22 protein-coding genes are annotated in these 19626 nt (G+C 41.3%); 7 read left to right on the top strand and 15 right to left on the bottom strand.

The window, feature by feature from the left end:
* Positions 1 to 41 precede the first annotated feature (41 nt).
* From B5D46_RS05105 to B5D46_RS05095, 3 genes are all read left to right on the top strand, one after another.
* Positions 42 to 698 (top strand): GNAT family N-acetyltransferase, encoded by a 657-nt coding sequence (locus tag B5D46_RS05105; RefSeq protein ID WP_031492766.1) that lies wholly within the window; start codon positions 42 to 44, stop codon positions 696 to 698.
* Positions 698 to 1906, top strand: coding sequence for an acetylornithine/succinyldiaminopimelate transaminase (locus B5D46_RS05100; protein WP_078928537.1), 1209 nt, complete (start codon positions 698 to 700; stop codon positions 1904 to 1906). Before B5D46_RS05105 ends, B5D46_RS05100 begins: the two co-directional genes overlap by 1 nt.
* A gap of 94 nt (positions 1907 to 2000) precedes the next feature.
* The gene (locus B5D46_RS05095) at positions 2001 to 2405 is read left to right on the top strand and encodes a GNAT family N-acetyltransferase (RefSeq protein ID WP_078928536.1); all 405 of its coding nucleotides are present in this window, start codon (positions 2001 to 2003) and stop codon (positions 2403 to 2405) included.
* Positions 2406 to 2479: 74 nt separating this feature from the next.
* Here B5D46_RS05095 and B5D46_RS05090 read toward each other — a convergent pair whose 3' ends face one another.
* The 3 genes from B5D46_RS05090 to B5D46_RS05080 form a co-directional block, all read right to left on the bottom strand.
* Entirely contained in the window at positions 2480 to 3250 is a 771-nt protein-coding gene (locus B5D46_RS05090) for an alpha/beta hydrolase family protein (protein WP_078928535.1), read from the bottom strand.
* Positions 3251 to 3416: 166 nt separating this feature from the next.
* On the bottom strand, positions 3417 to 4583 hold the full coding sequence (gene dapE / locus B5D46_RS05085) for a succinyl-diaminopimelate desuccinylase (protein ID WP_078928534.1): 1167 nt from the start codon (positions 4581 to 4583) through the stop codon (positions 3417 to 3419).
* Between the two features lie 12 nt (positions 4584 to 4595).
* Positions 4596 to 5582: a bile acid:sodium symporter family protein gene (locus B5D46_RS05080; RefSeq protein WP_078928533.1), complete on the bottom strand. Its 987-nt coding sequence runs from the start codon at positions 5580 to 5582 to the stop codon at positions 4596 to 4598.
* A 321-nt stretch (positions 5583 to 5903) separates the two neighbouring features.
* On the opposite strand from B5D46_RS05080, the gene B5D46_RS05075 reads away from it, so the two are divergent.
* Both B5D46_RS05075 and B5D46_RS05070 read left to right on the top strand, forming a co-directional pair.
* Positions 5904 to 6989 (top strand): DUF1189 family protein, encoded by a 1086-nt coding sequence (locus tag B5D46_RS05075; RefSeq protein ID WP_078928532.1) that lies wholly within the window; start codon positions 5904 to 5906, stop codon positions 6987 to 6989.
* 9 nt (positions 6990 to 6998) lie between these two features.
* A complete protein-coding gene (locus tag B5D46_RS05070) occupies positions 6999 to 7394 on the top strand; it encodes a DUF1036 domain-containing protein (RefSeq protein WP_031492774.1) in 396 nt (131 codons plus the stop codon).
* Between the two features lie 159 nt (positions 7395 to 7553).
* Here the strand turns inward: B5D46_RS05070 and B5D46_RS05065 are convergent, their stop codons facing one another.
* On the bottom strand, positions 7554 to 8534 hold the full coding sequence (locus B5D46_RS05065; RefSeq protein ID WP_078928531.1) for an MYG1 family protein: 981 nt from the start codon (positions 8532 to 8534) through the stop codon (positions 7554 to 7556).
* A 122-nt stretch (positions 8535 to 8656) separates the two neighbouring features.
* On the opposite strand from B5D46_RS05065, the gene B5D46_RS05060 reads away from it, so the two are divergent.
* Both B5D46_RS05060 and B5D46_RS05055 read left to right on the top strand, forming a co-directional pair.
* Positions 8657 to 9610 carry a tRNA-dihydrouridine synthase family protein gene (locus tag B5D46_RS05060; protein ID WP_159443023.1) on the top strand — a complete coding sequence of 318 codons (954 nt, stop codon included), beginning with the start codon at positions 8657 to 8659 and terminating at the stop codon, positions 9608 to 9610.
* The gene (locus tag B5D46_RS05055) at positions 9600 to 10085 is read left to right on the top strand and encodes a hypothetical protein (RefSeq protein ID WP_078928529.1); all 486 of its coding nucleotides are present in this window, start codon (positions 9600 to 9602) and stop codon (positions 10083 to 10085) included. The genes B5D46_RS05060 and B5D46_RS05055 overlap by 11 nt, the downstream gene beginning before the upstream one ends.
* Positions 10086 to 10196: 111 nt before the next feature.
* Here B5D46_RS05055 and B5D46_RS05050 read toward each other — a convergent pair whose 3' ends face one another.
* The 11 genes from B5D46_RS05050 to B5D46_RS12275 all read right to left on the bottom strand — a co-directional run.
* Positions 10197 to 11231, bottom strand: a complete 1035-nt coding sequence (locus B5D46_RS05050; protein WP_078928528.1) for a TerC/Alx family metal homeostasis membrane protein — start codon at positions 11229 to 11231, stop codon at positions 10197 to 10199.
* A gap of 80 nt (positions 11232 to 11311) precedes the next feature.
* Positions 11312 to 11716 (bottom strand): phosphoribosyl-AMP cyclohydrolase, encoded by a 405-nt coding sequence (gene hisI, locus B5D46_RS05045; protein ID WP_074942434.1) that lies wholly within the window; start codon positions 11714 to 11716, stop codon positions 11312 to 11314.
* Positions 11709 to 12482: an imidazole glycerol phosphate synthase subunit HisF gene (gene hisF / locus B5D46_RS05040; protein ID WP_078928527.1), complete on the bottom strand. Its 774-nt coding sequence runs from the start codon at positions 12480 to 12482 to the stop codon at positions 11709 to 11711. Before hisF ends, hisI begins: the two co-directional genes overlap by 8 nt.
* The gene (locus B5D46_RS05035; protein ID WP_078928526.1) at positions 12464 to 13198 is read right to left on the bottom strand and encodes a 1-(5-phosphoribosyl)-5-[(5-phosphoribosylamino)methylideneamino]imidazole-4-carboxamide isomerase; all 735 of its coding nucleotides are present in this window, start codon (positions 13196 to 13198) and stop codon (positions 12464 to 12466) included. Before B5D46_RS05035 ends, hisF begins: the two co-directional genes overlap by 19 nt.
* Before the next feature lie 9 nt (positions 13199 to 13207).
* Positions 13208 to 13813 (bottom strand): imidazole glycerol phosphate synthase subunit HisH, encoded by a 606-nt coding sequence (hisH, locus tag B5D46_RS05030; protein ID WP_078928525.1) that lies wholly within the window; start codon positions 13811 to 13813, stop codon positions 13208 to 13210.
* Between the two features lie 2 nt (positions 13814 to 13815).
* Entirely contained in the window at positions 13816 to 14919 is a 1104-nt protein-coding gene (gene hisB / locus B5D46_RS05025; protein ID WP_078928524.1) for a bifunctional histidinol-phosphatase/imidazoleglycerol-phosphate dehydratase HisB, read from the bottom strand.
* A 1-nt stretch (position 14920) separates the two neighbouring features.
* Positions 14921 to 15994 (bottom strand): histidinol-phosphate transaminase, encoded by a 1074-nt coding sequence (hisC, locus tag B5D46_RS05020; RefSeq protein ID WP_078928523.1) that lies wholly within the window; start codon positions 15992 to 15994, stop codon positions 14921 to 14923.
* A gap of 15 nt (positions 15995 to 16009) precedes the next feature.
* A complete protein-coding gene (gene hisD / locus B5D46_RS05015) occupies positions 16010 to 17293 on the bottom strand; it encodes a histidinol dehydrogenase (RefSeq protein WP_078928522.1) in 1284 nt (427 codons plus the stop codon).
* 12 nt (positions 17294 to 17305) lie between these two features.
* On the bottom strand, positions 17306 to 18238 hold the full coding sequence (gene hisG / locus B5D46_RS05010) for an ATP phosphoribosyltransferase (RefSeq protein WP_078928521.1): 933 nt from the start codon (positions 18236 to 18238) through the stop codon (positions 17306 to 17308).
* 182 nt (positions 18239 to 18420) lie between these two features.
* A complete protein-coding gene (locus B5D46_RS05005) occupies positions 18421 to 19245 on the bottom strand; it encodes a transporter substrate-binding domain-containing protein (RefSeq protein ID WP_078928520.1) in 825 nt (274 codons plus the stop codon).
* A 98-nt stretch (positions 19246 to 19343) separates the two neighbouring features.
* The coding region (locus B5D46_RS12275; RefSeq protein WP_200805021.1) for a transposase at positions 19344 to 19626 on the bottom strand (283 nt) is incomplete at its 5' end.

Below are 19626 nucleotides of genomic sequence, written 5' to 3'. Positions count from 1 at the left end.
TTTTGGTTTTCAGGTTTAATTTATTTCGTGGAGAATTATATATGCCACCTATCACTCAGGAATCATCCTTCTACATACTGGATGAATTAAAGAACAATACCTTAGAAGAGATCTACGATAAGATCGCCGATCTTCGTGCAGAGCACAAGATCACTGATGAAGAGCTGGTTTCAATTAAGGATTCTCTGGTTAACCTTAATCAGATCTTCCTAAAGCAGGAACATGCAAGTTTTACTGTAAGACAGGCAACTTTAGAAGATGTTGACTCTCTGATGGATATGATTGAATACTGGGCTAAGCAGGGACAGAACCTTCCTCGTAAGCGTAATGATATTATCAGAGGTATTCAGACCTTTGCCGTGTGTGTCAAAGACTCTCAGGTAATGGGCTGTGCCTGTTTATATGTTTATGATTCCGGTCTTGCTGAAATCCGTTCTTTAGGTGTTTCTCCTGTAGTTCAGAGACAGGGACAGGGCAGAGCTATTGTTAATTATCTTTTAAAGAGAGCTGCAAAGATGTTTATCAAGAGAGTCTTTGTCCTGACACGCTCTCCTGAATTCTTCTCAAAGGTGGGCTTCCAGAAGACTGTAATTGAAGCTCTGCCTGAGAAGATTCTAAAAGACTGTGAAAACTGCCCTAAACGCGCCACCTGTGATGAAGTTGCATACATATACGATGTGAATAAGGAGAATGCATAATGAAGATTACAAGAAAGACTTTTGATGAGGTAATGTTCCCTTGCTATAACCCTATGGATATGGTTATCAAGAAGGCTCACGGTGCATATGTTTATGACAACAGGGGCAATAAATACACTGATCTTACCTCGGGAATTGCAGTTAATCTTCTGGGGCATACTCCTAAAGGTGTAGTTGAGGTTATCAAAAGGGCATCCGCTAATCTTATTCATGTAAGTAACATTTTCTGTAATGAGTACACTCTGACTCTTGCATCAAAACTTGTAAAGAAGACCGGTTATGAAAAGGTATTCTTTGTAAATTCAGGTGCCGAGTCAAATGAGACTGCCCTAAAGCTTGCCCGTAGAGTTGCCTTTGATCTCTATGGTGAGGAGAAGAATGAGATTATCTCCTTTAACAACAGCTTCCACGGCAGAACCTTTTTCTCTGTAACCGTAGGTGGACAGGAGAGTTATTCTGACGGTTTCGGTCCAAAACCTGCCGCAATTACCCATCTGCCATACAATGATACCAAGACCTTTGAGGAGACCATCTCCGATAAGACCTGTGCAGTTATCCTAGAGCCAATTCAGGGCGAGGGCGGTATTATCACAGCAGACAATGACTTTCTGATTAAGGTTAGAGAGCTTTGTGATAAATACCATGCAGCTCTGATCTTCGACGAGGTTCAGACCGGTGTTGCCAGAAGCGGTTCTCTTTATGCCTATGAGCAGACTCCAGTTAAACCGGATATTCTTACTTCAGCAAAAGGCCTGGCTTCAGGACTTCCAATTGGTGCGGTTCTAACCTACGATAAGTTTGCTTCTCATTTTGTACCTGGAACTCACGGTTCAACCTTTGGCGGTAATCCTCTTGCCTGTGCTGTTGGCGCTTATGTTATCGACAAGGTAAGTGACAAGGCTTTCCTTAGAAAGGTTAACAGAACCCATGATTACATTGTTGAGAAAGTCTCTAAGCTTAATGAAAAGTATCATGTATTCAAGGAAGTTAGAGGTAAAGGTCTGCTGCTAGGTCTTGTCTTAGACGGTAAATATGCAGGCAAGTCCTCTGAGCTTCAGAAACTTTGCTTTAAGCATAAGCTGTTAACTCTTACAGCTCACTCTGATGTGCTGCGTCTTGCACCTGCTCTTAATATCAGAGCCAAGGTTGTCGATGAAGCCATGGAGCTGCTTGAGAAAGCTGTAAAGGATCTTATCGCTGAGAATTAAGGTAAGCTGCTTAAAGTTAAGGAAAATCACCAGTTGCCTTTATTGTGTTTCTGGTGATTTTTGTTTTTGGAATGTTTTTTTCTAAGGATTATAAATGGCTATTCTCTACAAGGACATACACGATTTAAAAAGGGAGGATCTTGAAGAGCTTTTCCTCTCTGTAGAATGGTCATCTGGTCATTTTCCTGACAAGCTTGTGGTTGCTATGAAGAATTTCCATACAGTCTATTCTGCATGGGATGGGGATAAGCTTGTAGGAATGATCTGTGCTATGGATGATGGCATCATGAATGCCTATGTGCATTATCTTCTGGTAAATCCTGCATATCACGGACAGACTATAGGCAGAACTCTGGTTGCAAAGGTGAAGGAACACTATAAGGATTACCTTAGAATTGCTGTGATTGCCTATGATGACGAACTACATTTCTATTCTGACTGCGGTTTTGTCAAGTCCAAGGATGCCTCTCCTATGTTCATTACCTCTCTGTGGACATAACTATAATCTGCGGGAAATCAATTTGATCATTCCTCCAGCGCCCAAATCGTGGCTGGAGGAGATTATGAATTGAGTTAACTGTTCTGTGGTGCAAAGAAGTCGATTATTTTCTGAATTGCAAAATCCATTCGCTTTGGATCTGAAAAACGGTGATCTGCCTTTTCAACTTCTACAAGTTCAATAATATTCTTATCAGAAAACTCTTTTGCATTCTCAATAGGAACACTGTCATCAAGGGTACCGTGAATCATGAGGATGCTTTCTGCATAATCAATATAGTCAAAGCCTGCAATTTCCTCATCTATGGTCTTTAGGGAATCCAGAAATTCCTTACTGATCTTCATCTTGCGGTCTCTGCCTGCTAAGACCTCTTTTCCTCTGGATAGCTTCTTATGATCATCCTCAGAAATAGTTGATGACATGATGTCATAGAGCTTTACTGAAGTACTTCTTAGGGCAATTCTTTCAAAAGGATTACCATTATCTGCTATGTATTTTAGGGGATTAAAGCCGCCAAAGCTTACAGAATAATTGTATAAGGCTTTTGCCTTCAGGTGCTTTAGAGCGTAATCAATAACAAGCTTAAGGTAGGTCTGGCATTCACTTATAAGAAGTTTCTTTCTTGCGTCCTGACCGTGACAAGGCCAGTCAAATGTAATTACGCCAAAGCCTTTATATTTTGTATCGATTCTTTCTGCGAATTTTTCGACAGATTTATTGTCTTTAAATCCACCGAAGCCGTGGGTTGCGATTACAACCTTATCGATGGCATGTATGTCTTTATCGTAGAATAATTTGCAGCGTACGCTGTAGCCTAATTCATTTATATCAAATAGCTTTTCCATATTCGTCCTTAAATAATACAGCAACGATTATAGAGCAATTCTTGTAGAAAAGCATATGAGTCTGGTATGTGTAACTAATTGGAACGCATAAAGAGAAAGACCTCAATCCATCGTTTTTACGAGAAAATGAGGTCATATGAAGATATTTTGGTTTTTAAAAGAGAGTCTATTCTTCAGTAATAGGCTTGTGTATCATCAGCTGATAAATGACTCTAAGGTAGATTTCATGCAGCATATCAAGCTGTTTTACACTGACTCTTTCATTAACCTTATGGATTAAATCTGAAACAGGACCAAATTCTACAGTCTGAGTTCCAAGTGGCCTTACGAATCTGCCATCAGAGGTTCCACCCGAGGTTCCAAGATCAGGGGTAACACCACTGACTGCTCTTATTGAATTATAAAGAGCATCAATAAGCTCTCCGTCCTTTGTAAGGAATGGCTTTCCCTCTTCTCTGAACTCCATATCGCAGTCAATATTAAGATCCTCTGCCACGCCTCTTACGTGCTTTTCTATAAGAGATGGAGTCTGAGAATCGTTCCATCTGAAGTTGCAGCGCAGTGTGCATGAGCCAGGAATTACATTGTCAGCACCAGTTCCTGCATGAATATTGGATACCTGAAATGAGGTTGGAGGGAAGAACGGTGTTCCGTTATCAATAGGATTATCCAGCATTCCCTGAATAAAGCGAGATGCTTCGAATACAGCATTCTTAGCGTGCTGTTCTAAAGCTGCATGTCCCTGAATTCCATGAACGTTAATTGTGGCATTCATATCTCCACGACGACCGTTCTTGATGGAATCTCCAAAGATCTTATCGCAGGAGCATTCTCCAATCAGACAGTAGGTAGGGATCATGTGACGCTCTTTCATGTAGTCGATTACATAAGGAGTACCACCTATGGCATCTCCTTCCTCATTTGAGGTTAACAGCAGTCCAATGGTTCCAATATGATTCTGATTCTGCCTTATGTACTCGCACATTGCAGTGATCATTGCGGCATCACCGCCCTTCATATCAGAACTGCCTCGACCATACAGATAAGGCTCTCCGTCATACTCGAAGATATCGCCACAGAATGGAGGATGATCCCATGATGACTCGTCTCCGACCGGGACGACATCTGTATGACCTAAGAATAAAAGGAAAGGGGAGCCCCGTCCGTGAGTTGCCAGAAGATTTGTTACACCTTTTTCTTCAATCGTGTAACAGGTGAAGCCCAACGGCTTTAAGATCTCCTTTATCAGATCCTGACACCCGTTATCATCAGGTGTTACTGATTCTATTCTAACCAGTTTCTGTGCCAGCTCAACGGTACGGGATAGCTCCATTACTCTTCCTTACTACTGTTCTGTTGAGGTCTGAAGATTATTTGATCCTTCAGCCTTTTTCTTGTCATAGGTTGCAAAGATATTTGCAAGGATGGTTCCTGAAATTGAATGCCATACGCAGGATACTGCTGATGCGATAGCTGCTTCTGCAGATGTTGGGAAGAACTTGCCGCAAAGACCTGTTGCAAGGCCTGCATTCTGAACACCAACCTCAATTGCAAGGGTTCTCTTCTTTGCTGTACTCATCTTGAAGGTACGGCCTGCAAAGAATCCTAATAGGTATCCTAAAGCGTTGTGACAGAAAATGCACAGGAAAATTACAAGTCCTGACTCAAGGAATTTCTGTCCGTGGTAAGCAATAACGCCACCAACAATCAGAGCAAATCCGATTACTGCAACACCAGGCATGATCTGACGAATCTTCTTGAAGAAATCGAATTTGCCGAAAATAATGTTGCAAAGAGAACCGATGCCAACTGGTACGATGGTAACCATCAGCATAAACTGGAACATGCTCCAGCCGTCAATATCAATACGCTGACCTACAAGGTAGTTTACTAACAGAGGAGTTGCTACAGGAGCAATAATGGTTGATACAGTGGTCATACCAACTGAGAAGGCAACATCTCCCTTGCAAAGGAAAGTCATAATGTTGGATGAAACACCTCCTGGGCAGCAGCCAACCAGAACAAGACCTAAAGTTAGGCCGTCTGATAGATTGAAGGTGGTTGCAAGCGCAATTGCAATCAGAGGCATAATGGTGAACTGTGCAATTGTGCCGATAAGAATGTCAAATGGTCTCTGGGCCAGGATTCTGTAGTCCTGTCTGCCTAGAGTCATACCCATTGAGAGCATAATAATGCCGAGAATAATAATCTGAGTATTTCCTTTTACGAAGGTACATGATGATGGAACAAAGTAGGCGAAGACAGCAGTGCCGATAACGAACAGTGCTGTATATTTAGCAAGTATTCTGCTCAGTGTTATTAATAGTGACATGTTAATTCCTAATGTTATTTGTCGTTTTCACAGTGTTGTTTAACACTATTTCATATTCTATCTGCCGGTTTTTAAAATCAATAAAAGCCATTTTTTTTGATAAAAATGCATTAAAAGAGAGCAAATCGGGGGTATGAATTGCTCCATTTTGGAAGAGGTTGTGTATTTCTGGGTAAATTTTGGTGCTTTTTTAGAAAAAAATCGAAGTTTCGTTGATTTAAATTTTCAACTTTTGGCTGATTTTGTTCCTGATATAAAGAAATTTGTTCACAGTTGTGTGTTATTCTTAGAGTAGGTATATGTTCACTAGGATTATAAGCTTTGATAACAAAAGAACAATTTTTAAACTACTGCTCCTATCCAATTAAGGCCCTATCCTCTAAAAAGTTTTATTTTGATGTTCTATTCAGAATGAAAGGATTCGGTCTGCTTTATCTGCTATTTTTATCTGTAATTCTTTCTATTCCTGCAAGTGTTAAGATCAATCACGTTCTTGAGATTTTCAGAGGTATTGAACTTCCAAGAATCGTAGCCATGATCCCTCCTAGCTATGTTGCTCAGGATGGCTCCTTCAAGCCATTAGTTGAAGACAACAGCTATAAGGAAATCTTTACAACAGACGGAACTCTTGCAGTTGTATACAATGTAAAGGATCAGCCTTTATCCGGTAATGCTCAGAAGGCTATTGTCGAGCTTAATTCAAAGACAATATCTGTAAAGGCTCCAAACCAGAAGACTGTTGTTAAGTACACTGATCTTGTGACCACAGGTACTAACTTTGATCCTCTTGAGGTTTCAAATGTTGTGGATGCTCTTTTCGGTCTTGCAGTTCCATTCATCTTCATTTTTCTTCTATGCTGGTTCTTCTGCATTCTGGTCTTTAATGCTCTTGTAATGGCTGTTTTATCGAAGTTTCTCTTTGTTTTTGTTGGAAAAATCAAGACATCCTTTGGTAATACGCTAAGACTTAGCTCATTTGCAAATACTATAGTAGGTCTACTGTTATTAGTAGAACTTATTTTAAATGTTAAACTTCCATTCAATCTGGTCATGCTTCTGCCTATGGTATACATGATTCTTTTTGTGAGAAATTTCCGTTTCGAGCTTGAAAAGAATGGTGTGGAAGAATTTGTCAGAAAATATACCCCTCAGGGGACAACAATCAAAAATTATGATAACGAGAGCTCACAGCCATCAAGAAGAGACATTTCCGACTTTACAGATGGCTTAGATTCAACTACAAATAAAGGTAGGAACCCTGTAGAAGATCCTGTTGAAAATCAGACTGATACAGCAGAAGAAAACAAAGAGTTATCCTCTGAGACTTCTGAAGGTTCTACCAATACCAAGACTCAGTCTAAGTCTTCGGACAGCTCTGGTGACGGCCCTGGATTTTTTGCTCCATAAGGATTTCGTATGAAAAAGGTTGTGCTTTCTTTAGCTTCTGTTTTATGCGCTTTTTACGCCAATGCTCTTGAGATTACGATAGAGAATCAGACCGACGCTACAGTGGTTATGGCCTTTTCATATCTTGATAACAAGGAAAATGACTGGGTAGTAGATGGATGGTATAACGTTATGCCAAAGCAGAAGGCCAAGGTCGAGCTGGACAGCAAGAACGATATCTATTATCTGTACTCAGAGTTTTCTAATGGTAAGAAGCTTGAGGGGGGAAAGGGATCGGTTGATCTGAAGGTTAGGGACCGCTCATTTTTCTACAAGCAAAAGCAGATCCCTGATGATGTGGACCGAAAGGTAAGCTTCCTGCGCGCCAGAGGCAACGATGGACATGCTCTGATCCGAATCAAGTAAAGTCACAATTAAAAATATCTCAAGCTGTAAAATCGTTATTGTTTTTGGTTATTATTTTAGAACTGAACGTTAAAATAGAGACAATACAAACTCAGATTTCACTGCCTTAAATAAACAGAAAAATCCAGGTTGTATATTGTTAAGAAGGTGATTGCTAATCTAATCCTTTTCTCCAAGCTCAAGCCACAGCTTGGCCAGCTCAAGATTATCCTCAAAGGTCTGAGCTCCGCCTGTAAAGCCAGATTTATGAATAAAGGTCATATTCTTAAGTCCGGTTGCCTTATCAAGCTCGGTATCGTTAAGTCCTCTCCATGCTGCAGGAGCGGATAGTCTGTTCTTAAAGCGCTGTGCCTTTGACTGAGGCAGGGACTGTACTCTCCATCTCTGGTTTCTGTCTGGGTATACAGCGATAAGACAGTCTTTGAAGATCTCTGGATTGTTCAGAACAGCACTGGTCCAAGGCAGTCTCTCATGCATAATCAGAATTTCACCGCCAGAGTAGGCTTCAATTACCTTGGCTACACCGCTTTCAGTGTGAAGTGCATTGATTGCCGCATTAAGAAGGATGGTCTTGAGCATTTTAACTGTCTGATTAAAGGACTTGTCCTGCTCTGCACCTACCTTATTTGGCAGATTCATCATGGCTACAATGAAAGGAATATCAGCTGTAGCCTGATAAAGCTCATTTAATCTGTTGACTATAGCTCTTTCACTATCTGTCTTTGGATCGGTTATCAGATCGACATAGCCTGTCAGCTGACCATTGTCATTTAAATCAATCATGGTCATGATATCTTCATCGATACGTACAAATGCGCTGTCGATTACTTTTGCTGAAGGACGGAATTCAAGCTCCTTCTGTGCAACCTTTTTTAGGTACTCGTGTCCGAATTTATTCCACATCAGACCTGCTGTGGCATATTTGACTCCGTTGTCACGACACAGTTTGAAATCTTTTGAGTGGTGATCAAAGTGTTTGTCATCATTGATATTTGACACATCAATAATGATATCAGCTTTTTCAAGCTCTGCAGGATCACGTGATCTGATGATTGAAGACGTATCAAAAAGGTATGTAAGAATGGCACATGCAGTGGTTTCGTCTGCGTGAAAAGTTCCGTCGTGGGTAGCTATTATCATTTCGTCTCCTTAGCTGCGAAAAATTCTATCACAAAAAGAGATGACAAATTGCCAAAAATTGCTATTATGAGCGCACTGTTCACTATTTGTATCGAATTATGTTAAAAGATAGCAAAGTTTATTTGGCTCCCCTTGAGGGACTGGCAGATGGCCCTATGCGTGAGGTTTTATGTGCTCACGGCGGCTATGATCTGTGTTTCTCAGAATTTATCCGTATTACTGATCTGTGTGTTTCAGAGAAAACTCTGATCCGCGAGATCCCTGAGTTTTTAAATGACTGCAAGACTCCAGATGGTACTGATCTGCGTGTGCAGTTTTTAGGAGATAATCCTAAAACTCTGGCTTTATCTGCCGTTAAAGCACATAAACTTGGTGCAAAATCCATTGATATCAATTTCGGATGCCCTTCAAGATTCGTTCACCATTCAGGAGCTATGCTCTTAAAAGAACCTGAGCTGATGCACGAGATTATGTGTACAGTTCGTGAGGCTCTTCCTCCTGAGTGTGAGCTGTCTGCAAAGGTAAGACTTGGCTTTGCTGATAAAGCTGAGGCTCCTGAGGTGATTAAGGCTGTTGCTGTTGATGGTGTTAAGGAAATTACTGTTCACTGTCGAACCAGAAAAGATTTATACAAGGAAGATGCCTTAGACTGGTCTTCAATGCGTAATCTTCATGAACTGGCTCCTAATGCTACTCTTATTGCCAACGGAAATATCAACTCTCTTGAAGATGCCGTAAAGTGTAAGGAAATCACCTTATGTAACGACTTTATGTGCGGCAGAGGTGCTTTTGCTATTCCTAACTTAGGTCATGTGATTAAGGAAGGGGCAGAGCCATTTTCAATTGTTGATATCCTGAAGACCGATGTTGAGGTTATTGAGGTCTTTGCCAAATCAAGACCTACCGAGAAGATGGTAATGGATAGAGCCAAGCAGTTTTTAGGTTATGCAAGAGTTCACAGAAGAGAATTAAATCCATTTTTTAAAGTTTTCTGTAAGTGCGTAACCGTAAACGATGGACTAAAATTATTACATGACGAGATAAATCGTGAGGAGCATAATTCTAATGATAATTAAATCTAAACTCGTTCTGTTATCAGCCATTCTTTTAGGCTTTTCTGCATACGCAGAAACCCAGATGGCTTATTTTCCACCAGTTCCTGAATCTTGGAATGTAAAGGTAGAAGGTACATCTATTGAGTACTCATCTCCTGTGAATAAGAAAACTCAGCCTCAGCCTAAGACCAAGGTTCGTTTTCAGTATACAAAGACTACTCAGGACAAGGATGCTACAACTCTTGCTCAGGAGTATGCCAAAACCAATGAATGTGGAGCCCCAAGAGAACAGGGCAAGGCTTTCTTTACTATTTCATGTCCTAATATAGCAAGAAATGCTGTTATTGTAGGCGAGCCTAATAATATGTATTTCATTGAGTTATCTGGAGAGGTTTCAGCAGAGGCGAAGAATCTTATCAATACCTATGTAACTTCTATTGTTAACGGCAAGAGAACCTTTGAGGACCGAGAGATCGGTGAGAAGGTCTCACGTTAGGAATTATCGTTATTCCTCAAAAAAAGCGCAGGTGCGCTTTTTTTTTATGCTTTTCAATAAAAAAGGCAGAAGACTAACCTTCTGCCTTTGCATAATCTTAAGCTCTAAAGTCTATTCTTTTGCCTGTGAATCTTCAATCTTCTTTGGAAAAACGAAGCTTGCAAGAATACCTACTGTCAATGCTGAGGCAATCACAATCAGAGAGGTATAAACGTCAATATCAAGGCCTACACCGAACAGATGCAGAGAAGCTGCTGCAAATAGTTTAAATGCAACAAAGAACAGCAGGAAGATAACAGCCTTTTCAAGATGTACCAGTGCGTTTCTTAAGGCGTCCAGAATAAAGAACATTGAACGCAGACCAAGCATTGCAAAGATCATACATGAGTAAACAATGAATGGATCCTTTGAAACAGCGATAACTGCAGGAACTGAATCAAAGGCGAACATTACATCAGAGGTCTCAACAATTGCCAGGCACAGGAATAATGGGGTAGCAAAGAACAGTCCTTTTCTCTTGAGGACGATATCCTTGTTCTCTTCTTTTTTCAGCTCTTCTTCAACGTGTTCTCTTGAGATAAAGAAATTGTGTCCGTAGAGCTTTGGATACAGAGGAAGGAACATCTTTACAAACTTAAATGCTGGATGGGCAGAGAAGTCTGAGGTTTCCTCATGCTCTTTCTTCTTGAGCATCAGAATAGCTGAAACTGCAACCATTACAGCGAATACGATTTCAACATATGGTCCAAGAGCAAACAGGCTGGTACCGATTAAAACGAAGATAAGTCTGAAGACAACTGCTCCGATAACACCCCAGTAAAGTACACGGTGGGTATAGCCAGATTTGATACCGAACCAGGAGAATATCGCCATAATTGCAAAAAGGTTATCAACCGACAGCGCCATTTCAAAGGCATAACCTGCAAAGTATAGTGATGCAGCTTCTGCTGAGAAATGGAAGTACAGGAAGAGGCCAAAGGAAACTCCAATGACGATCCAGAATATAGTCCAGAAGGCTGCTGCTTTAATCGAGATTGGTTTGTCGGCTCTGTGGGCAAAAAGATCGATTACAAGGCCGGAAATAGCTAAAAGGGTAAAGATGATTAGTGTTTCAAGTTCAAGACCAATATGAACAGAATTTTGCATTTTATTATTTTTTTTCCTAAAAAAAATGGTATGTGTTTTTCTCACATACCATTATCTTAATTTGCTTTTTTAAATCAAGTTTATTTTACAAAATTATAGTTCTGTAAAGGATTGCCTGAAATATATCTTGAGGTTGCATCTGCAAGTGGAGATGCATCAAAGCAGCTGGTGGTACCTAAATGGCAGGTTGGACCGTCAGGTCTTGCCAGTACCAGCAGGGTATCCTTGTCACAGTCGCAGGTGATTGATCTCATGTGCAGGAAGTTTCCTGATTCCTCACCCTTGGTCCACAGTTTCTGTCTTGCTCTTGAGAAGAAGGTTACATAATGGGTATCAATGGTTTTCTGGATTGATTCCTTGTTCATATAGCCCATCATTAAAACCTGACCGGTCTGGCAGTCCTGAACAATTGCAGGAATCAGCCCGTCATTCTTTTCAAAATCTAAATCGTCAATGCTTTCAAAACCATGGAAATATCTAATCACGGATACAAACTCCTTTTCCTTTTAAATAATTCTTAAGCTCAGGAATATGGATGGTTCCCTTATGAAATACTGAAGCTGCCAGAGCTCCGTCAGTATTAGCAAGCTCAAAGGCCTCATAGAAATGCTCCATTGTGCCTGCACCGCCTGATGCAATCAGAGGTACGCTGCAGATTTCACGAACCTTCTTAAGCTGCTCTAAATCGTAACCATTACGCATACCGTCCTGATTCATCATGTTCAGGACAATCTCGCCTGCACCTCGTTTCTGAACTTCTTTTACCCATTCAAGAGTGGTCCAGGAGGTAGTGGTGGTCTTGCTTACATCACCGGTATACTGTTTTACCTGATAGTTATTAAGTTCCTTATTATAGTAGGTATCGATTCCGACTACCACACACTGAACACCAAACTTATCTGCAAGACGGGTGATAAGAGTAGGATCTGCAAGAGCAGGAGAGTTGATGGAAATCTTGTCGGCTCCGTACTGAAGAATGGTTCTTGCATCCTCAACAGACTTGATTCCGCCAGCCACTGCAAAAGGAATATTGATAACCTCAGCGACCTTTGCAACCCATGATTTGTCTACACGACGGTTGTCAGAGGAGGCTGTAATATCGTAGAAAACCAGCTCATCGGCACCTTCATCTGCATATCTTTTTGCAAGATCGATAATTGAGCCCATGACCTCGTGATTTCTGAACTGAACGCCTTTTACAACAACACCATCACGAACATCAAGGCATGGAATTATGCGTTTTGCCAGCATTTGATAGCCTCCTCAACTGAGAATTTACCCTCTAAAAGAGAGCGGCCTAAAACTACGGATTTAGCTCTGGCTCTGGCAACATTTCTGATATCGTCTAGTGATGAGATACCGCCTGAGGCAATGATATCCAGATCAGGATATTTAGCATATAAGGAAGCGTAAAGAGAGTTGTTTGCTCCCTTCATCATGCCGTCCTTGCTGATATCGGTTACAAGCACATGCTTGATATGATATGGCAGATAGTGACGCAGAATCTGATCTAAAGTGGTATCAGAGGTCTTCAGCCAGCCGTGGGTTGCCACATAAGGAACATTATCAGTAAGTCTTACATCCAGAGCCAGAGTGAAGTGCTCGGCACCAAAGAGCTTTAACCAGCCTCTGACAAGATGAGGCTGCTTTACAGCAACTGAGCCTACTACAACTCTCTCAACTCCAAGATCAAGAAGATTTCTGATATCAAATTCTGATCTGATACCGCCGCCGGTCTGAATAGGAACAGGGGAAGCCTTTACAATCTTGCTGATAAGAGCTCTCTGTCTTAGAACAGGATCCTTTGCTCCATCCAGATCAACAATATGAATCAGCTCAGCGCCCTGATTGGCTGCATCGTAAATTCTCTTGATAGGATCTACATCGAAAATAGTCTTCTGAGCAAAATCACCTTGCTTAAGACGAACGACGTGACCGCCTGATAAATCAAGTGCAGGGATAATCAATTTTTGCTCCTAGAAATTCTTAATAAAGTTTGTCAGTAACTGTTCACCTGCTGCAGATGACTTTTCTGGGTGGAACTGAACTCCCATAAAGTTGTCTTTGGCAATTGCTGAAGAGAACTCGGTTCCATAGGTGGTCTTGCCTATGGTGTAGTCTCCGGTCTGCATAGCAAATGAGTGATCAAAATAGAAATAGGCATCCTGCTTAATATCAGCAAACAGAGGATGATCGGTGTGACTTACAGTATTCCATCCCATGTGAGGAAGACGCAGTCCGTCGCACTTTAGCTTTACAACTCGTGACTTTACGATATCAAGACAGTCAATCACGCTGTCCTGTCCTAAAGGAACTTCCTCTGAATCGGTAGCCTGAATCTGCATGCCAAGACAGATACCTAAAAGAGGCTTTTTAGTCTCAAGAATAAAATCTCTAAGCTTATACTTATTGATTCCATCCATTACAGCACTGGCTGTACCTACGCCTGGCAGCACCAGTCTGTCTGCCTTTTCAAAATCAGCAATCTCTGATGAAACTACTGCTTCATAGCCGATTCTCTTAAAGGCCTGTACTACAGAATTTAAATTGGCTGAACCTGTGTCAATGATAGAAATCTTCATGATTAAAGCTTTCCTTTTGAAGATGGCAGTTCATTTCCTGATCTTGCAAGTGCAACTCTCAGGGCTCTTCCGAATGCTTTGAATAAAGCTTCAATCTGGTGGTGGGCATTACCCTCACTTACATACATATGAAGGCTTAATCCCATAGCTACAGCCAGAGCATGGAAGAAATGAGGAACCATCTGGGCTGACATCTGACCAACCTTGTCACGGGTGAAATCGGCGCAGAAATCAAACTTGACGTGAGGACGGCCTGAAATATCTAGTGCGACAGTGACATTGTCATCATCAAGACAGTCTGCAAATACCTTTGCATAAACCTCATCCATAGGAAGCACGAAGCCGAATCTGCCGATGCCTCTCTTATCGCCTAAAGCTTTTAGCAGAGCTTCGCCTAAAGCAATGCCGGTATCCTCAATGGTATGATGATCATCCACTTCAAGATCGCCTTGAATCTTGGCATCAATGCTGATACCGCCGTGGGTTGCAATCTGATCAAGCATGTGGTCAAAAAAGCCGATACCGGTATCAAAGTGAGAGCGACCGCTATGATCTAAATCTACAGTGATCTTAATCTTGGTTTCGCGGGTGTTTCTCTCAACAGTGGCAACACGAGGCAGAGAGCAGAGTTCATCTGCAATTCTGTCCCATCCCATATTCTCAGGGTCGTACTTTATAGGAGTGATGCCCATGTTCTGTCCCATCTTGACGTCAGTATCTCTGTCACCGATGAAATAGGATTTTGTTCTATCCCATGAGGTGTCCTTAAGATATGACATTACAAGACCAAGCTCAGGCTTTCTGCAGCTGCAGTGATCCTCTGGCTTGTGAGGGCAGATCAGCACCTGTTCAAAATCAATACCCTGACTCTCCAGGGTATTTAGAATAAGCTCGTGTGCAGGTGTGAATGTATCAAGAGGAAAGGACTCTGTTCCAAGTCCATCCTGATTTGAAACCATAACAAAGGTGTAGCCAGCAGCCTGAAGCTTTAACAGGGCAGGAATAACATTCTTTTCAAACTTTACCTTTGATAGCGCATCAACCTGATAATCCTCAGGCTCGGTTACTAAAGTTCCGTCTCTGTCGATGAAAAGATATTTTTTCACACTAAATCTCCACGCCCTTGAGGTAGCGCATCAGCTCCTCTAATTCAGCATCAGAGCCGATTGTTATTCTTACGCAGTTCTTAAGACCAGGCTTGGTTTCAAAGGAACGTAGAATTACACCTTTCTGAACCATGGCATCGAAAACCTTAGGACCGTCTTTAAACTCAACTAAAATGAAGTTTCCTACAGAGTCAAAGGTTTTAACAACAAAAGGCAGAGACTCTAAAGCCTCCTTCAGCTTTGCTCGTCTTTCATTGCACTTTACAACTCGCTCACGGGTCATTTCGACACCGTGATCTGACAGTGCCTGAACCGCAATCTGAGCTACTGGATCGGAGATTGGATATGGATCAATTACCTTCAGCATTGCCTTGATAATGTTTTCGTTGGCAATAGCAAAACCGCAGCGGATACCTGCAAGGGCAAATGCCTTTGAGAGAGTTCTGGTGATAATCAGATTCTCGTGATCCTTTACCATTGAGGTGTAATCATCAGCCTCTGATGCGAACTCTACGTAAGCCTCATCCATAACAATCAGAGTATCTGGAAGAGCTTTAAGAAGTTTTTCAAGCTCAGCTTTCTCGAAGATATTGCCCAGTGGATTTGCTGGAGAGTCAATAAATACAGCCTTAATCTTAAATGAGCTGCTGTTGACTGCATCAATCAGTGACTGAGCCTTTAATGAGAAATCAGCCTCTCTTTTAGCTGTAGCAACAAGTACATTGTTGGTGTTTGCTGCAACCTCATACATTCCGTAGGTTGGAGGGGCAATCAGAATACCCTCAGAGCCTGCCTCGCAGAAGGTTCTGATGATAAGTCCGATAACCTCGTCTGAGCCACGGGCTGCAAGTACCATTGACTTGTGTACACCGGCAAAGTCAGCATATCTTTCAATCAGTTCCTCTGGCTGACAGTCAGGATATCTGTTGAGTGTTGATGAATTTAAAAAATAGCCCTCTGATTTAGGAGACTCGTTGGCGTTGAGGAAGTTATGACCATGACCACCAATACGACGAGCTGATAAATAAGGGACAAGCTTCTGTACGTGTTTGGTAATTAGTTTTTCAAAGTTCATAAAATTATCCTCAGTTTAAATATCTTTTACTCTCACAACTACGGCATTTCTGTGGGCATCAAGCCCCTCAGCTGAAGCCATGGTGGTGACAGTCTTTGAAATCTCTTTTAATCCTTCCTTTGATGCTCTCTGAATGGTATAGCGTCGTCTGTAGTCATCTGTACCCAGAGCACTGAAGGTCTTTGCATAACCATAGGTTGGAAGAGTATGGTTGGTGCCTGAAGCATAATCGCCTAAAGACTCTGGAGTGTATGCTCCAACGAAGATTGAGCCTGCATTTCTTAGTTTGCCGATTAGTGAATCAGGATCATCAATCTGCAGAATCAGATGCTCAGGAGCATATCTGTTTGATAGCTCTGCAGCCTCATCTAAGGAATCCACAACTAAGGCTGTACTCTTGGATAGAGCCTTAAGAGCGATTTCCTTACGAGGAAGAGCTTCAAGCTGCTCATCAACCTTCTGCATAACCTTGTTTGCAAATTCCTGGCTTAAGGCAATTAAAATCACCTGTGAGTCTGGACCGTGTTCAGCCTGAGAGAGCAGATCTGCAGCAATATATTCTGGATTTGCGCTGTCTGATGCAATTACCAGAACCTCTGAAGGACCTGCAGGCATATCGATTGAAGCACCCTGTGCATCGTTGGATACGATTCTCTTTGCCATGGTTACAAACTGGTTGCCAGGTCCAAAGATCTTAAGAACCTTTGGCACGCTTTCTGTACCATAGGCCATGGCTGCTATAGCCTGAGCACCGCCAAGATTGAAGATTCTCTTTACACCAGCTTTTGATGCAGCATAAATAATGGCATCAGAAATTGGAGGAGGTGAGCATAGAATTACCTCAGGGCACTGAGCAATCTTTGCTGGAACAGCAAGCATCAGCGCTGTTGATACTAATGGAGCTGAACCGCCTGGTACATAAAGACCTACAGAATCGATTGGATGAGTATGAGTCTCACATACAATTCCAGGAAATGTCTCTAGCTTTATGTGATGAGGTTTCTGCTCAGCGTGAAACTTTGCGATGTTCTCATAGGCTGTATCAATTGCCTTTTTAAGGTCTGCATCAACTCTTTTGCAGGCTGCGCTGATTTCCTCTGCTGTCCATTCGATATTCTCACCCTCAAACTTATCAAGGGTCTTAGAATACTCAAAAAGGGCGGTATCGCCCTCTTTGCGGATTCTGGAAATAATTGATGTAACAATCTCTCTGATCTTGTCAGATGAGGCCTGAGCAGGTCTCATCAGAGCAGCTTCCTGCTCCTTGCTGCTCAGTTCTTTCCAAATCTTTACTTCCATTTCTGTCCCTTATTAGCCAAGCATTTTTTCAATAGGAACAACCAGAATAGAGGTTGCACCAAGAGCCTTTAGCTGTTCTAGAGTTTCCCAGAACACCTTTTCTCTTGATACTACATGAAGTGCAACTCTGTCGGAACTGCCTTCAAGTTCGATAATTGAAGGATTCTCGGCACCTGGCAGGATAGCTCTAATCTGCTCTAGCTTAGCCTTTGGAGCATTCATCATGATGTATCTGCTTTCAACAGCTGACATAACGCCCTTGAAACGCTCGATAATCATATCTGCGATTGCCTGCTTCTCTGGGAATAAAGGCTGATCACGTCCAATCAGGACAGCCTTTGAGGTATAAATTGTCTCAACTTCCTTAAGACCGTTTGACTGCAGGGTTGCACCGGTACATACAAGATCACAGATAGCGTCTGCTAGACCTGCGCGAGGGGCAACCTCAACAGAACCGGTTAACAGAACTGATCTGAAGTTAACACCGGCATTCTTCATAACACGACGAAGCAGGTGAGGGTAGGTGGTTGCAATCTTCTTGCCTTCAAGATCAGAAAGACCGTGCCATTCCTCTTCCATTGGAACTGCTACAGATAGTCTGCAGTCACCGAAATTCAGCTTTAGAACTTCATTGAATCCTGTATACATTCCATCTAAATCACGCTGCATGGTGGTTTCTTCAAGAACATTCTGTCCCACAATACCCCAGTCAACAACATGATCCATAACAAGACCTGGAATGTCGTCATCACGTACTCGCAGAATGTCTATAGGCAGATTTTCAGCATGTGCAAGCAGATGATCTCGGTTAGAGGAAATCTTAATTCCACTGTCTTTGAATAACTTTAAGGTTTCATCAGTTAGTCGCCCAGATTTCTGAATTGCAATACGCAGGCGCTTCTTTTCGCTGCCATTATTTTCGCAACATGCTTTGCAAGTACTCATATTTATCTCTTTAATTTAAATGAAAAACAATAAGAAAAAGTGAAATAAATCACTTAGAACCCTAATAGTGTAACATAATTCAAAATAAAGCAAATATATTGAAAGGTAACAAGATTCAAGCTCCAAAACTGATCAGTTTTGGAGCTTGAATATAGAGAATAGTTTTTGTTTTGGGGAGTGGTTTAAAGATTTTCAGAAATTAATTTATCTAAGGTTCCATCTTTCTTCCATTTTTCGATAAGAGCATCGATAAAAGGTGACAGATCTGAACCCTTTGCGCTAACAATTCCGTAGGCCTGGGGAGCAAATTCATCCTTTAGGATTACATAATTTCCGTCTAAATGAGACTCCAGAATGATCTTGTCGTTACAGAAAGCCTGGATTTCGTTAGTATCCAGATCCTCCATTACAGCCCCATCTGTATCATAGGATTTGAAGGTTATCTTGTTGTTCCATAGATCTGCGTCGAATGATTTATCTTCATATGCAGACTTATCAATCAATCCTTTGGAAATCATGTATTTTACAAGCTCTTTTGAAGCGGTTGCGTTTCTGATAACGCCGACTTTCTTTCCTTCCAAGTCCTTAACTGATTTTATGTTTGAATTTTTGTTTACAAGTACTGATATATTGGTAACAAAGTAAGGGGATGAAATATCGTATTTCTGCTTTCTTTCCTCTGTAATGGTATAGGTACCGATCATGCAGTCCGCATAGTCGATCTCAAGTACATTGTCGCGGTTTGTTGGGGGGGTGATAAAGGTGACATTGACCTTGTCTCCGATTGCTTTGGCAATCATCTTGGCAATTGATGGCTCAAGTCCTTTATATTCGCCTGTTTTGCTATCCTGAAGAGATAGTATTTTTAGATCATTATTAACAGATACTCTAAGCTCTTCATTGTCTTTAATTCTCTGAAGTCTGCTTTCATCTGCATAAGCTGAGCTTACTAAAGAACAGACTAGTACAGCTGCTGAAGTAATAATTGATAATTTGTTTAAAAGCATATAGTAACCTCAACATATAAACAGAATACCAACTTAAGTTTAAGCATATATATATTGCCCGTAAAATTTATGGTTCTAATCATAATTTCGGGGTTTTGTTAAACCCCGTTATATTTTCCAGGGAAATTCCACATTATTAGAAGCTTGAAATATTCAAAATCTCTAAAACCATAAGCCTTTCTTTTTATCACTTTTATTTTATTGTTTATTCCCTCAACTATTGAAGTTCCAACTCTATACAGACTTGAGTTAATTATTCCATCCTTATACTTCCTTTCCTGAACCTCGGCAAACTTAACTATTTCTGGTACTTCTGAGCTTAAAGCCATATCTCTCCATTCATTCCAACGTAAGGATGCATCCTCAACAGTGTCACAGAAA

Origin of the sequence: Succinivibrio dextrinosolvens DSM 3072 (assembly GCF_900167015.1) — a bacterium.
GTDB classification, from domain to species: domain Bacteria; phylum Pseudomonadota; class Gammaproteobacteria; order Enterobacterales; family Succinivibrionaceae; genus Succinivibrio; species Succinivibrio dextrinosolvens.
This window is presented reverse-complemented; position numbering and strand designations above follow the sequence as displayed.